General features: G+C 56.7%; 11 protein-coding genes. 7 read left to right on the forward strand and 4 right to left on the reverse strand.

All coding sequences use genetic code 11. From position 1 onward, the window contains the following. The first annotated feature begins 4 nt into the window (after window positions 1–4). Window positions 5–988: a FecCD family ABC transporter permease gene (locus BUB22_RS02895; protein ID WP_073113851.1), complete on the forward strand. Its 984-nt coding sequence runs from the start codon at window positions 5–7 to the stop codon at window positions 986–988. After that, window positions 985–1,719: an ABC transporter ATP-binding protein gene (locus BUB22_RS02900; protein WP_073113852.1), complete on the forward strand. Its 735-nt coding sequence runs from the start codon at window positions 985–987 to the stop codon at window positions 1,717–1,719. The genes BUB22_RS02895 and BUB22_RS02900 overlap by 4 nt, the downstream gene beginning before the upstream one ends. Here BUB22_RS02900 and BUB22_RS02905 read toward each other — a convergent pair. From BUB22_RS02905 to rho, 3 genes are all read right to left on the reverse strand, one after another. Beyond that, the gene (locus BUB22_RS02905) at window positions 1,716–3,038 is read right to left on the reverse strand and encodes a sigma-54 interaction domain-containing protein (RefSeq protein WP_073113853.1); all 1,323 of its coding nucleotides are present in this window, start codon (window positions 3,036–3,038) and stop codon (window positions 1,716–1,718) included. The genes BUB22_RS02900 and BUB22_RS02905 overlap by 4 nt on opposite strands. A gap of 99 nt (window positions 3,039–3,137) precedes the next feature. After that, window positions 3,138–3,944, reverse strand: coding sequence for a pyrroline-5-carboxylate reductase (gene proC, locus BUB22_RS02910; RefSeq protein WP_073113854.1), 807 nt, complete (start codon window positions 3,942–3,944; stop codon window positions 3,138–3,140). Window positions 3,945–4,000: 56 nt separating this feature from the next. Further along, window positions 4,001–5,926 (reverse strand): transcription termination factor Rho, encoded by a 1,926-nt coding sequence (rho, locus tag BUB22_RS02915; protein WP_371586786.1) that lies wholly within the window; start codon window positions 5,924–5,926, stop codon window positions 4,001–4,003. A 288-nt stretch (window positions 5,927–6,214) separates the two neighbouring features. Between rho and folK the strand changes: the two genes are divergently transcribed. The 3 genes from folK to panC are packed head-to-tail and all read left to right on the forward strand — an operon-like array spanning window position 6,215 to window position 8,235. Then, window positions 6,215–6,724 carry a 2-amino-4-hydroxy-6-hydroxymethyldihydropteridine diphosphokinase gene (gene folK, locus BUB22_RS02920; RefSeq protein WP_072812092.1) on the forward strand — a complete coding sequence of 170 codons (510 nt, stop codon included), beginning with the start codon at window positions 6,215–6,217 and terminating at the stop codon, window positions 6,722–6,724. Further along, a complete protein-coding gene (locus tag BUB22_RS02925) occupies window positions 6,724–7,374 on the forward strand; it encodes a deoxynucleoside kinase (RefSeq protein ID WP_072812093.1) in 651 nt (216 codons plus the stop codon). Before folK ends, BUB22_RS02925 begins: the two co-directional genes overlap by 1 nt. Before the next feature lie 9 nt (window positions 7,375–7,383). Beyond that, on the forward strand, window positions 7,384–8,235 hold the full coding sequence (gene panC / locus BUB22_RS02930) for a pantoate--beta-alanine ligase (RefSeq protein ID WP_073113855.1): 852 nt from the start codon (window positions 7,384–7,386) through the stop codon (window positions 8,233–8,235). 282 nt (window positions 8,236–8,517) lie between these two features. On the opposite strand, the gene BUB22_RS02935 is transcribed toward panC, so the two are convergent. Next, complete coding sequence (locus BUB22_RS02935) at window positions 8,518–11,562, reverse strand: CHASE2 domain-containing protein (RefSeq protein ID WP_073113856.1); 3,045 nt, start codon at window positions 11,560–11,562, stop codon at window positions 8,518–8,520. A 63-nt stretch (window positions 11,563–11,625) separates the two neighbouring features. Here BUB22_RS02935 and BUB22_RS02940 point away from each other — a divergent pair, with 63 nt between their 5' ends. After that, window positions 11,626–14,625, forward strand: a complete 3,000-nt coding sequence (locus BUB22_RS02940) for an FtsK/SpoIIIE family DNA translocase (RefSeq protein WP_073113991.1) — start codon at window positions 11,626–11,628, stop codon at window positions 14,623–14,625. A 33-nt stretch (window positions 14,626–14,658) separates the two neighbouring features. Continuing rightward, window positions 14,659–15,537, forward strand: a complete 879-nt coding sequence (gene ispE / locus BUB22_RS02945; RefSeq protein ID WP_073113857.1) for a 4-(cytidine 5'-diphospho)-2-C-methyl-D-erythritol kinase — start codon at window positions 14,659–14,661, stop codon at window positions 15,535–15,537. Window positions 15,538–15,625 lie beyond the last annotated feature (88 nt).

Genomic DNA, 15,625 nt, shown 5'->3' on the forward strand with positions numbered 1-15,625 from the left:
GCTCATGCGGCGTAACCTGATTTGTTTCGGAACGCTATTTATTGGCGTTCTGGTTCTTTTTGTTTGGACCTTGGTGTCCGGTCCGGTCGACGTTTCCCTTTCCGACCTTGCCGTTGCGCTGTTTAGCCCCGACAGGGCGGAACCCTTCCATGCAAAAATCCTGTGGGAACTGCGGTTCCCGCGGGCGCTCGCAGCCGTACTTGCGGGTGCGTCGCTCTCCGTTTCGGGCCTCTGCCTGCAGACCGTTTTCCGTAACCCGCTGTGCGGCCCCTACGTGCTCGGCATCAGCAGCGGGGCGAGTCTTGGGGTGGCGCTTGCCCTCCTTGCCGGTTTCGGGTTCGGCGCGTTCGGCGTGCTCGGGGCGGCATCGCTCGGGGCAATACTCGTGACGCAGGTGGTATTGGTCCTCGCCTCGAGGTTCAAGAATGCGTCGGTGCTCCTTGTGGCGGGGCTCATGGTCGGCTACTTCGTGAACGCGCTTGTGAACGTGCTCGTGGCAGGCGCCGATGCGGAAAGCCTGCAGGCCTACGTGTCGTGGGGGCTTGGCGGGTTTACGCGCCTTACGCTCCCGGCCGTTCCCGGGTTCATTGCCGCGAGTGCGGTGGGGTTTGCGCTCGTGCTTGTCTCGATGCGGTACCTGAACGTGGTCCGCATGGGCGACGACTTTGCACGCGGGCTGGGCGTTGCCGTGCACCGTTCCCGCATAATGGTGCTGCTCGGGTCGAGCATCCTCGCGGGTGCAACTACCGCCTACTGCGGCCCCGTGGCGTTTATCGGTATCGCCGTCCCGCACCTGGCCTTCATGGTTTTCCGCACCACGAACCACCGCATTCTTTTGCCGGGTGTTTCGCTGTGCGGTGCGTTCCTCGCGCTGCTCGCGGGCCTGTTCCCGGTATCTATCCCGCTCAATGCGATATTGAGCATCGTAGGCGTTCCTGTTATTTTGTATGTACTCCTGAAAGGCAGTAACCGCGGAGGTGCGCTATGAGCGTGATTCTCGAGGCAAAATCCCTGCAGTTCGGGTATGCGGCGGGCCAGCCGTTTTCGCGTGCTTTCGACTTCGCGCTCGATGCGGGCGAGGTCGTTGCCCTGATGGGCGAGAACGGTTGCGGAAAGAGCACACTCCTCAAGACATTTGCGGGGATGCTCCGGCCGGTCGCGGGCAGTGTCGCGATACAGGGCCGCGACGTTCATGACCGCGAGAAGGGCTACACCCTGCAGGAACTCTCGAAGCAGGTCTCGCTCACGCGCATGAATATGGCTCCCCCCGACCGCATGACGGTGCAGGAATTCGTGAGTCTCGGGCGAACCCCGTATGCGGGCGTGCTCGACGGGCGTTCCGCCGAGGACGAGGCGGTTATCGAGCAATCCTTGGAATCGCTCGACGTGAAGCGCTTTGCGGGCCGTGCGGTCTGCGAACTGAGCGATGGCGAGCGCACCCGCGTGTACCTTGCCGAGGCGATTGCGCAGAGCGTGAACGTGCTCCTGCTCGACGAGCCGAATGCGTTTTTGGATATTCCCCGCAGCCACGCGCTGTTCCGTACGTTGCGTTCCCTTGCCGCCTCGCGCGGGATGGGAATTGTGGTCTCGACGCATTCGGTGGAATATGCGCTCCGGTATGCCGACCGCATCATGGTAATCGATGGTGGGGAAGTGAAAGTCGCCGCAGCAGGTTCTGCCGAACAGAGCGGCCTTCTGGACTGGGCCCGCGCGGACTAGCGCAGTTCCTTGACGTTCACGCCGAGGCGGGAAAGCCTGTTGTAGAGCGTGGTGCGCAACATCCCGAGCTTTTCGGCCGCAAGGCTGACCGACCCGCCGCATTCGTGAATCTTCGATTTCAGGAAGGCGATTTCTTGCTGTTGCTGCATTTGCTGGAACGCATCGTAGCTCTTGATGCCCGTAGTGGCGATGCCCTGGCTTTGGTATTGCGGGTGCGAGGCCATTTCCTCGATTTGCAGGTCGTCTGCCGTAATGATTCCCGGATTGGTAAAGCAGAGCGTGCGCTGGATGACGTTTTCGAGCTCGCGTATGTTTCCGGGCCAGTCGTGGTTCCGCAGTTTTTCGATAGCATCGGGCGAGAGCGTGTAGGGCTCACCTGCGGGGGCGTACTGCTTTATGAAATACTTCGCGATGTCTTCTACGTCTTCCTTGCGTTCGCGGAGAGGCGAGATATGCACAGGAATCACGTTCAGGCGGTAGAACAGGTCTTCGCGGAAACGTTTCTCGAATATTTCTTCGCGCAGGTCGCGGTTCGTTGCCGCGATTATGCGCACGTCGATATGGCGGGTCTTGTTTGCGCCAATCGGGCGAATTTCCTTGTTCTGGATAACGCGCAGCAGTTTCACTTGGGCGTGCAGGGGCATGTCGCCGATTTCATCCAGGAATATGGCACCGCCGTTCGCGTCTTCAAAGAGCCCGATGCGTTCGTTCTGCGCTCCGGTAAACGCGCCCCGCGTATGCCCGAAGAGCTCGCTCTCGAATAGCGTTTCGGGAATGGCGCTGCAGTTCACCACCACGAACTTGTCGTACATGCAGGCGATTGCCTTTGCCACCAGGTCCTTGCCGACGCCGGATTCGCCCTGGATGAGCACCGGGCCCGAACTCAGGATGGCGCGTTCGACCGTCTTGCGGAGGGCCTGCATCGATTCGCTCTTGCCCACGAGGTGGCTCATGCGCTCGTTGAATATCTGCCGAGCCTTCTGGATTTCCTTGAGGCGGGCAATCTTGCTCATCAGGTGAAGCCGGAGTGATTCCACCGAGAGGAAGATGTCGTAGAGGTTGCCGGGAATGCCACCGTATTCTTCCGGGTTTTCGGCGTAGGCGAGAATCATGGTATCGGGGCTAGTCGTGCGTATGCGGGTAAGCGCCGCGGTACTTTCGCCCCCGAAGGAATCCATGTCCCAGATGACGATAGGGGAGAGCCGCGCCGGAATGGAGGTTTCGCTGTGCGTCTCTACCGAGTAGTCTACGGAAGAAAGAACGTCCTGTATGAACGAGGACGTTGCTGTATCTTGCGAGAAAAGATCAATCGAGGACATGGTTAATGGATCAGGTCACTAGTCATTGGTCAATGGTCATTGGCTTCTATAATCGCGGCTATGCCAACTAATAACTAATGACCAATGACTAACAACTAATTATTTCCCGAGTTCCTTAGAGCGTTCGGTTCCGGCGACTACGGCCTTGATGAGGCTAGAGCGGAAGGCACCCTCTTCGAGGGCGTCCACGCCTGCAATTGTCGTGCCGGCGGGCGAGCAGACCATCGCGCAGAGATCGCTCGGGCTCTTGCCCGACTGCTTCACGAGCTCGACGCTGCCTTCGATTGTCCCGAGGGCGAGCTTGAGGGCCACATCGCGGGTTAAACCGGCTTTTACGCCACCGCGGGTAAGGCCCTCGATAAACTCGAACACGTAGGCGGGGGCACTACCGGAAAGTCCGGTGACGGCGTCCATGAGGCTTTCGGCGACGCGGCAGGTAACCCCGATGTTCCCGAAGATTTCTTCGGCAGCCTTGAGGGTCGCCTCGTTGACGCCGTCCGTCGCGAGCGCGACGGTGCCCTTGCCGACAGTGAGCGGCAGGTTCGGCATCACGCGGAGCACCTGGTTCTTTGCGCCGAGAACTTCGGTGAGGTCCTTGCGGGCGACACCCGCCATGATGCTCACGAAAGTCTTGACGCCCTTGATGGCCTTGACGGCGTTCTTCCATTCCGGAGCGACGAGCTTGAAAATCTGCGGCTTGACGCAGAGGAAGGTAATGTCTGCCTTCTTGACGCCTTCCGCGAAGTTCTTCACGCGGACGCAGCCGAGTGCGCTTACCGCAGCCGCGGCAGCATCGCTCGGGTCAAAGAAGAAGATGGACTTGGGGTCAACTTTCGCATTCAGGAGCCCGCGCAGGATTGCGCCGCCCATGTTGCCCGTGCCCGCAAAGAAAATTTTCTGGTTCATAACCTTAATCCTTATATAAAATCATCCATTATCAATCATCAATTATCAATTAATTATCATCCATTCATGGACGTGAGGAAGTCGCGGTTCGTCTCGAACATCTTGAGCTTGTCGCGCATGAATTCCATGATTTCGACGGTAGTCATATCCTGCAGGTAGCGGCGCAGCACCCAGACGCGGCGCAGTTCCTCGTCGCTAAGCAACAACTCTTCCTTGCGGGTACCGGACTTGAAGATATCGATGGCCGGCCAGATGCGCTTTTCGGCGATGCGGCGGTCGAGCACGAGTTCCATGTTGCCCGTACCCTTGAATTCTTCGAAAATCACTTCGTCCATGCGGCTACCGGTCTCGATGAGGGCCGTTCCGATGATGGTGAGGGAGCCGCCGTTCTCGATCTTGCGGGCAGCACCGAAGAAGCGCTTGGGGCGCTGCATGGCGTTCGCGTCCACACCGCCGGAGAGAATCTTGCCGGAATGCGGAATTACGACGTTGTTCGCGCGGGCGAAACGCGTGATGGAGTCAAGCAAGATCACCACGTCGTTGCCGTGTTCCACGAGGCGCTTTGCCTTCTCGAGGACCATGTCGGCCACCTTAATGTGGCGCTCGGGAGGTTCGTCGAACGTGGAGGCGAGCACTTCGGCCTGGATGTTCTTGCCGGCGTTCACCGCATCGTTCTTGAGGCGGTCGATGAGCTTCCTCATTTCGGTAACTTCTTCGGGGCGTTCGTCGATCAGGAGTACCATGAGCTTCACTTCGGGGTGGTTCACGGTGAGCGCCTGCGTCACATTCTGGAGGAGGACCGTCTTACCGGTGCGTGGGGGAGCGAGGATAATGCTACGCTGGCCCTTGCCGATGGGGGTAAAGAGGTTCATGATGCGTGTGCTGTACTCGTCCTTCTTCCATTCCAGATTGAGTTTTTCGATCGGGTGGATGGGGGTGAGGTATTCGAATGCGACGCGGCGCTTCGTCTTCTCGGGAGGTTCGAAGTTCACCGTGTCGATGCGCATCAGGGCAAAGTACTTCTCGCCTTCGCGCGGCTGGCGCACCTGGCCCGTGATGGTGTCGCCCATCTTGAGGTCGTAGCGGCGGATGATGTTGCGGCTAATGTAGATGTCATCGGGGCCGGCGAGGTAGTTGTGGTCGGGGTTACGCAGGAATCCGTGGCCGCCTTCCGGAATAATCTCGAGCACGCCTTCCGTGTAGATGGGGGTCTCCTCGCCACCGGTAGAAGAAAGGATGCTGTAGACGAGCGCCTGCTTGCGCATCTTCTTGCAGTCTTCGATGCCGAGTTCTTCGGCACGCTGCTGCAGTTCGAACATCGGGAGCCCGCGGAGTTCGCGCCACTTTGCCTTTGCGGCCGCCACTACTTCGGGAGGCGGCGGGGGCAGCTGGATGCTCTCGTCGATAAAGTCGTCTTGCGGGAGGTTCCTGTTGTGGCGGTTCTTGTTCTTGTTGAACTTGTTGAACTTGCCATTGTTGTTGAACTTGCCGTTGTTATTGTAGTTCCCGTTATTGTTGAACTTCCCGCCGTTCTGTCCGTTGTTTTGGCCATTATTCTGACCGTTATTCTGGCCATTGTTCTGCGGGTTGTTCTGGCCGCCCTGCTGCTGGGCCTGCTTGTTTTCGCCGTTCTGCGGGGCATCTGCCGGGGCTGCGGGCGCATTGTTCTGCGGGGCGCTTTCACTAGACGGTTCGGCCTGAGCCTTTGTTTCTGCCTGGACCGGATTATCGTTCTTTTCCGTACGTTCCTTTTTTACCGGAGCAGCTTCCTGTGCGGGGGCTTCGGCAGCCACGTTGGGGGCATCGTCTCCCTTGGCCTTCTTGGCGGGGCGTCCACGGCGCTTGGGGGCACTTTCTGCCGCGTCTACGCCCGGAATGGGGGCAGCGAGGTCGCCAAGTTTTTCATAGTCGATAGATTTGTCCAGGTCGATGGTATCGGAAAGTAATTTCGGTTCGTCTTGAACCTTCTTTGTTCTAGGCACTCTACGTTCCTTTGTCTAGTTGTTTTTATGGGAAATTGTGAAATGATAAACTGTTTAACGAGAAAAAAGGGAGATAAAAATCCCTTTGCTGAAATATTTATGGGAATATTCGATTCCCTCGGGAATCACGTATAAAATATAAAAAATTGAAAAGTCTGTCAAAAAAATTGCCTTCTGTGCGGTATTTTTTTTGTAAAATCGTCAAGTTTTCAAGAAATTCCATAAAAAACACAATTTTTGCTCCAGAATGTCAGTAAATTGACACCTTGAAAAAACTATATTGGGGTCGTGGATTCATTAAACCGCGTATTTATTGCTTTGGGTTCAAATCTCGCTCCCCGGTATGCAAGACTTGCCGAGGGGCGCGATATGCTGTCCCGTATTTCTTCGGGAGGCTGGCTCGAAAGTCCCATATACGAAACTCCGCCTGTAGGCCCAGAAGGCCAGGGCCCGTACTTTAACCAGGTGGTGAGTTTCTGGTACGACGGTGAACCGAAGCGCCTGCTCCATTACCTGAAGGGTGCGGAACTCGTGCTCGGGCGTAAACCCCGCGGGCACTGGAATTCACGCGAAATCGATTTGGACCTGCTCTATTTCGGGAACAGGGTCATGGCTGGCCGACCGACCATCCCGCATGTAGAAATCCCCAATAGACAGTTTGTGCTTGTACCGTTGAACGACATCGCACCCGACTGGGTGGACCCGTTGAGCAACGTTACCGTGAAGGACTTGCTTGCGCAGCTTTTGGAAAAGGAATCGAAGATTCCGTTCCGGACCATAACCGCGGAGGAACCCTAATGCTGACCGAAAAAGGTGTACATTTTCTCGCCATAGAAGGCGTCATCGGGGCAGGGAAGACCTCCCTCGCGCGGATTATCGCCGAACGCTGGAACGGACTCTGCATCGAGGAAAACTTCGACGAGAACCCGTTCCTCGAGAAGTTCTACGAGAATCCGGAGCCCTACGCGTTCCAGACCCAGCTGTTCTTCTTGCTCGACCGCCACAAGCAGTTGCAGAACTACGCCATGCAGAGCGACCTGTTCCACGACCTTATCGTGAGCGACTACACCTACGACAAGGACGCCATCTTTGCGGCCCAGAACCTTTCGGACAGCGAGTTCGCGATGTACGAGCAGATATCCAGGACGCTCGACCGCGACGTGCCGAGGCCCGATCTGGTGGTTTACCTGCAGGCGAGCATCCCCACGCTGTTAAACCGCATCAAGATGCGCGGCCGCCCGATGGAAAGGAACATCGAGGGCAACTACTTGAAAGATCTCCAGAGCAGGTTCGACCTGCATTTCTGGCATTACCCGTACGCGCCGGTGCTTATCATTAACACCGACCACATAGACTTTGTCCACAACGAGAACCATCTGAAGCTTGTTTTAGATGCTATCGCAGCCTGCCCACAGCAGACGACTTACTTTGTCCCAGAAGGAAATTAAGAAGGTTATATGCAAATCATCAAGTCAATCGAATCTCTGCGCGAAACACTCAAGCCGTTTCAGAAGGAGGGAAAGAAAGTCGGTCTTGTCCCTACCATGGGGGCGCTACACGATGGCCACGGTGCCCTTATCAAGGCTTCCGTGAAAGATTGCGACATTACGGTTGTCAGCGTGTTTTTGAACCCGATTCAGTTCGGCAGGAATGAGGATTTGGACAAGTACCCCAAGAGGCTCGAGGCCGATGCAAATTTTGCAGCCTCGCTCGGGGCGGATTATGTTTTTGCACCGAGTGTAGCCGAGATGTACCCGAACGGTGACCCGCTCACGATGGTCCGCGACGAGTCGCTCGAATGCCTTTACTGCGGTGCCTACAGGCCCGGGCATTTCCGCGGCGTGTTGACCGTCGTTTCCAAGCTTTTCTTGATTAGCAAGGCGAACCACGCCTATTTCGGCGAGAAGGACTACCAGCAGCTCTTCCTTATCGAGCGCATGGTGAAGGACCTGAATTTCGATATCGAGATTCACCGCGTGCCTATCGTGCGCGAATCTACGGGCCTTGCGATGTCTAGCCGCAACGAGTACCTTTCTGTTGACGAGCGCAAGCAGGCACTCGCCATTTCGCGCGGCCTGAACGAGGCGAAGGAAGCCTACCTTGCCGGCGAGAGGGGAGTGTCGAAACTCCGCGATATCGTGGTGAAGTCGATTGTGCTGAGCCGCGGCCAGGTGCAGTTCGTGGAAATCGTGAACCAGAATGACTTGCAGAAGTATTCGGGCGTGCTCAAGCCGACCGACAAGGTCGTCGTGCTCGTCGCCGCCTTCTTCGGCAAGACACGACTCATCGATAACATTGAATTCAACTGACACGCAGTGCCAGGAGGGTCTTAGGGAGGGGATGGAACCCCTCCCTAATCTTATTTAAACAAGCGCCTAATGCGGTTTAATTTTTAACCCGCGTCTCGTCGAAGGCCGCAGGGACTAACAGTCACAAGGACTTCGCAGCGCCATATTTTAAATGTTTGCCGCTATAAGCGTCAAGAAACCATAGGCGTTTTTGTTTTTTTTGCGTAGAGGATTGCTTCGCAAAGTGAACACTGGAACGAAGTGATTGTGTGAGCGTGCGAAGTAATCCTTGAAGCAAACTAACTATTTACTTGTCGCGGTAAACACACCGTCCCATTCCTCGCCAGGCTTGACGGGCGGGTTTTCCTTGTACGTCTTGCAGCGCTCGATATACACGAGGCTCGGGCAGCTCTTGCTTCCCGGGTCGCGTTCGGGCAGGTGCGGCTCGTAATCCAGGCACTGCGTAAACAGTTCGATGGCCTTGTCCCATTCCATGGCGAGGTATGCCGCACGTGCCTGTTCCCAGATTTCCACGAGCTTGAGGAGCGTTTCCTCGTTCTCGCAGCCGGTCTTGGAGAGCAATTCGAACGTCTTGACGGGCTGGCTCTTGCCCACCACGCGGATGGTGTCGAGCGAGCGGTAAATAAACAGGCCCGGTTCCAGGTGCTTCTGCGTGTCTTCACTAATTTGTATGTACGCGCCGTACTGCTTGGCCGCACTCTCGAGTCGTGCGGCAAGGTTCACGGCGTCGCCCATCATGGTGTAGTTCTTGCGCATGGTAGAACCCATGTTACCCGTCACTATGTCGCCCGAGTTGATACCGATGCGCATGTGCATATCGTGCACCACCTTCGGCCACTTGTCGCCTTCGCTTGCCCATTTTTTACGGAGCTTCATGAGTTTGCTCTGCATGTCGCAGGCGGCGCTACAGGCGCTCTGGGCGTGGTTCTCGAGGGGCATCGGTGCACCGAAGAACGCAATGATGGCGTCACCTTCGTACTTGTCTAGCGTACCCTTGTTGCTCAGTAGCGTGTCTGTCATTGCTGTGAGGTATTCGTTCAACAGGTCCACGAGTCGGCTCGGGTCGCCAATCTTTTCGGAGAACGTGGAGAAGCTTGCGATATCGGTAAAGTATGCGGTGATGTTCGATTTTTCGCCACCGAGGGTCGGCATAATCTCGTTGTTCACCATTTCATCGATCAGTTCAGGCGAAATATACTGCTTGAACGCGTTGTCGAGGAATCGCTTTTCCTTGTTTTCGTAGTAGAACTGCACAATCAATGCGGCAATGTTCGTGAGCAGCATGGCAAGCAGTTGCTTGGAAACGCCGATGTAGAGGCCGTCCTGGAAGTAGCGGAACGCGATGAATGCATACAGGCCCATGAGAATCATCGAAATTGCAATCGATATGTAGCTCTTGATGAAGAGGCCGAGCAACATGCAGAGGATGGCGAGCAGGATTACAATGACCTGCTGGTGCCTTTCGGCGAGGTTCACGATATAGTTGTCGTTCAGGATATTCTGGATGATAGTCGCGTGTATGAGCACCGCCGGGTTGTTTTCTTCGTGAGGACCCGGCACAAAGTCGAACAGGGCCGGAGCGGCAGAACCGAGGATGAAAACCTTGCCCTGGAACATCGCCTGGTCGTGACGGTTCATGGTCACGTCGTAGTAGGAGAGGTGCTGGAACGGGCGGCTTTCCTTGTCGGTATTGAAACGCCCGATATAGTTCACGAGGTAGCGGCCGTAGTTGTCGATAGGCACGCGCTTTACGGGGCCAAAGCGGAATTCTTCGCCGGACTTCAGGTTGTCCACCTTCTCGTTCGGGGCGTTCATAATATCGCGGATGACCTTGTCGGTCAGGATGACGAGGCTAGATTTCCATTTCTTTTCGGCCTTGTCGTAGCGCACGTCCATGTCGATGGAAAGGTGCTTGGGTTCGTTTTCGGGGAGAACCTTGAGAGAATCCCTGAAGAACCGCAGCGTGTTGAGCGTGGAGGGGACTATGTTGAATTCCTCCTCGCTTTTTGCGTCGGTCACGAGGAACAGATTGTTGATTTCTGCATCTTCCTCGCGGGTAATGGTAACCCCTTCGAACACTTCGAGCGATTCGCCTTCCGGAATGGCGAGGAGGGAATCCCCGTCAATCTTGTCGGCAATATTCAAAAGCAGTTCAGAAACGTCCTCGTCGAGCGCCTGCCCGTCAAAGAGCGAAATCTGGATTTTCCCGTCGCTGTTCTTTTTCGCGATAAGTTTCTTGGAAATATCGATGATTTCGTCTGTCGCAATCTGCTGGGCGTCCTTGTTCTTGAGGAACTTGCGCAGTTCGGTGAACATCGGGTAACTGAACTGCGGGAAAGTCGTGTGGAATATGCCCGTGGAATCGCGGTAGATGCCGAAGGGCTTGCCGAGCTCGATGTATTGCCCCATCTTGATTTTAACGTCTTTCGGGTCGAGGTGGAACAGGTGCATCACCGTCATGAGCGACATGGTGGAGTACACGCGGCTCGGGACATCGGGATAGGCGTAGGGGTTCGGGAAGCGGTAGAGCATCGACACGTGACGCACCACGCCGTCATCGTCGGGGTAGGCGTTCACGGAACCCATGCGGGCGCCGGCCCGGGCAAGTTCGGGATAGATGTTGTCGAGGAGCGTCTTGGGTTCAACGTGGGTGATGGAATCAACCTGCGAGTTGTCGAACGTGGAACTGAACCCGAGTTCCTCGGCGCGCTCGTAGGTGGCAAGCTTTTCCCATACGGACTTGTGGCTGAACGAGGTCGAGTCGTCCATCATGAAGCACACGATGGCGTTCCCGCTCTCCTTGATGTCCTTGATCATGAGGGAGTCGAAGTTGTAATGCGAACGGATGTCCGAAAACAGCGTGTCCCAGGGCTTTGTGGAATCGAGAGAGTTCAAGATGCCAATCGTCTGCTCGGCTTTTTTTTGCCCGAAGTCCGCGCTCTTGAACAGAATATCGAAGCCGATTGCCGACGCTCCGCCCTCGCTCAGGTTCTTGATGACGTTTGCATGGATGGAACGGTCCCACTCGTTGTAGTTGCCCAGTTTCGTAAGCGCGTTCTCGTCGATATCGACAATCATGATGTTGGGCTCAAAGCTGTGGCTCATCGAGACCTTGCCATCCTTTTCCAGCTTTTCGAATGTCTTGCCGGTCTTTATCTTGAAGAACTGGTCGTAGAAGATGTTCTCCATGTCCTGCGCCGCCGTCTTCGTGACGTCGATGTAGGGGTCCTGCGAATTTCCGAGGAGGAGAATGAGAAAGACAAGTATACTTGTAATCGCCGTACCGACGAGAATCTTCTTAATCTTTTTCAATATTTTTTTATTCATGTAATCAAGTATAACAAAAGAATAAAATGTATATTTCCGAAGGTATTGCCCCAGGAGCGCATTTTGGCTGCACAAAAAAAGAAATCTTCTAAAAAAATAAGTACAAAATCAAAGGGAAAGTCCCCTGTAGAGCCCGAAACCCCGTTTATCGCCCTGCTTGCGGGCTGGTTCTTGGTTGCTTTTGGCGTAATCCTCTTGCTCGGGTGCGTCAGTTCGGTGTATAGCGGCTCGGACGGGAACTGGCTTGGCCCCTATCTCGGCAAGCTGATTCCCGACTTTTTCTGTTTCGTTTTCGGCAAGCTCCCGGTTGTAGCCTTTATTGCAGGCCTTGTGCTTTGGGGACTCTTCGTCGCCATCCGTTCCGTGCGCCCGCATATACTGAGTTTCGCGATTGGCTGCACCCTGCTTACGCTCGACCTTTCGTGTCTCATGGCGCTCAAAACCTACGGCCTGGCTCAAGTCGGCCGCGATGTGATGATGATGAACGGCGGCATCGTGGGTCAGTTCTTCTGCCAGAACATCGCCATTCCCGTGTTCGGGAAGGTCTCGTTCGTGGCTCCGCTCCTTCTGCTCCTTACGGTGCTCGTGCTCATTCTTGTGCTCTCGTTCGGGCTTCGTCCGCGCCACTTTGCGTTTATCGCAAGCGGGACGCGCTGGTTTGTGGGCCTGTTCCGCAAAAAGCAGGAAGAAGGCGAGGATGGCGACGAGCCGGAAGAAACCGACGTGGAACCCTCGAAGCCTCTGCGCCGCGGGATTTCACTGATAGACGACGACACGCTCTTCCGTGAACCCGACGGCTACAAGATCAAGCGCCGCGGTGAACTGAAGCCCTTTAGCGCACGCAAGAACTGGATGGATTCTCCCTTGATGGATCGCGGGGACGAGGCCGGTTCGGGCGAAACGACAATTGCACCGATGATGAATGCTACGATGCCGGCAGCACCCGCAAGGACCATGGCTCCGGCAGAAACGGCCGCGCCGGACCTGTCGGGCGAGGATCCCGAAATCTTGCGCTTGGAACAGCAACTGCGCGATAACTACCGCAACATGAGCGCCCTCGAGATCAAGGATATCAAGGACAAGATTGCGGAAATCCGCCGTGCCCGCGAAGAAATCAAGTGGGAAAACGAGCGCAAGGGCAACCTCGTGGTGAAGGGTGCCGTGCGCGGACAGCCCGGCGATGAGCCTGCAGGCCGCCCGGCTGCCGCTCCGGAAGACGCTACTGTTGCCGCGGGCGCAGCCTCCGAACCGACGCTTGTCGCGGGAGCCAGGACGACCCAGGCGAATGGAACTATCGGCGGGTTCCCGGGTAGTGAATCCCCGGATGAAGATGCGACTGCGGGTGGCTTTGATTCTCCGGCATCGGGAAGCACGGAGGGCGAATCTGCGGACGATGACACGTTTATGCCCGAGATTGTCACGAGCGACGATGTGGAACGCGACCCGACCATGGGGCAGGACCCGAGCTACGTGGCCCCGAACCAGATTGGTACATCTTCTTCGGGCAATACGACCGTGGGCGGTGCCGCGAACGGGATTCCGCAGCCTGACCCGACGGTGCATTACGACCCGTACCGCATTCCGACGGTGGACGAGATTCTCGACGCGCACGACCCGCAGCCTGCGGACTACACCGTGGAAGAACTCAATGCGATTGGCCGCATGCTCGAGGAGAAACTCGAGAACTTCAAGGTGAAGGGGAAGGTGGTCGGCTGCGAGACCGGCCCCGTGATTACGCGCTTCGAGGTGGAACCGGGCCCGGGCGTGAAGGTAAGCCAGTTCAGCGCGCTGCAAGATGACCTCGCGATGGCCCTGAAGGCGGTCTCTATCCGCATCCTCGCGCCGATTCCCGGCAAGGGCGCCGTGGGCATTGAAATCCCGAACCGCAAGATGCAGACCATCTTCGGGCGCGACATCTTCGAGAGCGAGGCGTTCAAGCCCACGCCGGACAAGATTATCATGGCCCTCGGTAAGGATATCTCCGGCGAGCCGTTTACGATGGACCTGGCGAAGGCCCCGCACCTGATGATTGCGGGCCAGACCGGTTCCGGTAAATCCGTGTGCATTAACGCCCTCATGGCGAGCATGCTTTTGAGCAAGACCCCCGACGAGTTGCGCATGATTCTCGTGGACCCGAAGGCGGTGGAACTCAAGATGTACGAGAACATTCCGCACCTGCTCGCTCCCGTGATTACCAAGCCCGAAGTCGCTATCCAGGCGCTGCAATGGCTTTGCTACGAGATGGACCGCCGTACCGAAGTGCTCGCGAAGGCGAAGGTGCGTAACCTCAACGGCTTTAACGAGAAGTTCGATGCGGGCCTGCTCCCCGAAGACGTGCCCGATACGGACAGCGGCCACCGCATGGCGTTTATCGTCGTGATTATCGACGAAATGGCAGACCTCATGATGGTCGCCGGGAAGGAAATCGAGAAGAACGTTTCGAGACTCGCTGCTAAGGCGCGCGCCGTGGGTATCCACTTGGTGCTTGCAACCCAGCGCCCGTCGGTGAAGGTGATAACCGGTAACATCAAGGCGAACCTGCCGACGCGTATCAGTTTCAAGGTGGCCTCCCAGGTGGATGCGCGTACCGTGATGGACCACGCCGGTGCCGAGAAACTGCTTGGCCGCGGTGACATGCTGTTCAAGGCGGTGAATGCACCCGACCCGGTGCGCGTACACGGCGCATTCCTGAGCGACGAGGAAGCGGAAAAACTTGCCGATGCCTGTAGCAACCAGAATGTGTGTTACCCGCAGCTCGAGACCTTCGAGGTCGAGGAAGCGGGCGGGGAAGGCGATGACGAAGAAGGCAATGCCGCCATGAACGAGAAGAAGGACAAGCTCCTGTTCGAAGTGGCCAAGTGGGCCATTGAATGCGGGAACGGCCTTTCTACCTCTGCCGTCCAGCGCCACTTCAGCGTGGGTTACAGCCGTGCGGGCAAGATTGTGGACCAGCTTTACGGTATGGGCCTGTGCGCACGCAGTACAGGCAATTCCAAGCCCCGCGCGATGCTCATCGGCATGGACGAACTCATGCAACTCGAACGCTCCGGCGCATTTAGGTAGCAACTATTGACTAATGACTATTGACCAATGACTATGAAAGAATTTGCTCCCGCTAAAATCAATCTTTTTCTCGATGTCATCCGCAAGCGTGAGGACGGCTATCACGACCTGGGAACGGTTTTCCAGACGGTAGATGTCGGCGATACGCTTGAATTCAGCGCCCGCGACGACGGAGAAATCCACCTGGAGTACAGCAACCCGCAGGAATACCCCGTGGAATCGGACCTCGTGTACAAGGCGGCGGTCGCACTGCGTTCGCATGTGGGCAACAATGACCTGGGTGCGGATATCTTTTTGGACAAGATAATGCCGCTCGGTGCAGGCCTTGGCGGTGGTTCCGCCGATGCAGCAGCGGCGCTCCGCGCGCTGAACCGCCTCTGGGAGTTGCGGTTGCCGCCTGCGGAACTGGAACGCATCGGGGCAAAACTCGGGGCCGACGTCCCCTTCCTGGTCAGAGGCGGCACGGCTTTCGCCGAGGGCATCGGCGAACGTTTATCGTTTATCTCCCCGTTAGACCTGCCTGCGGGCGAGGTGTTGCTTATCGCGACCCCGCACGACAGCGTCCCCACCAAGGATGCCTATGCGGGTGTCCCCAAGTCCGGGCCTGACCGCTGGGAAGGCTACAAGCTCGCATGGGAAACTGCATCCGATGCGGAACGTTCTTTCGGCGGGCCGCTGCTCGATTCAGGCGCGTTCTTCAATGCGTTCGAGGTTTCCGTATTCCCGAAGCACCCGCTGGTAGGCGCGATGAAGGACAAGTTCTTGGACCTCGGGGCGAGGGTCGCCCTCATGAGCGGCTCCGGCGCATCTGTCTTTGGCATCTTTGCGGACAGGCAGCAGGCCGAAACCGCCGCCGAAACCCTCAAGGCATACTCCCGCTACATCGCCCTCACTAAATTCTGGCACACGTAGTGGGCTCGCGGGGGCCCCTCCCGCAAGACGTTTAAACCTTTAAAAAGGCTTTTTTCGCCCAGGAATAAACAATTTCCCTTTAAAAAAA

The organism is Fibrobacter sp. UWCM (genome assembly GCF_900129735.1).
Classification (GTDB): domain Bacteria; phylum Fibrobacterota; class Fibrobacteria; order Fibrobacterales; family Fibrobacteraceae; genus Fibrobacter.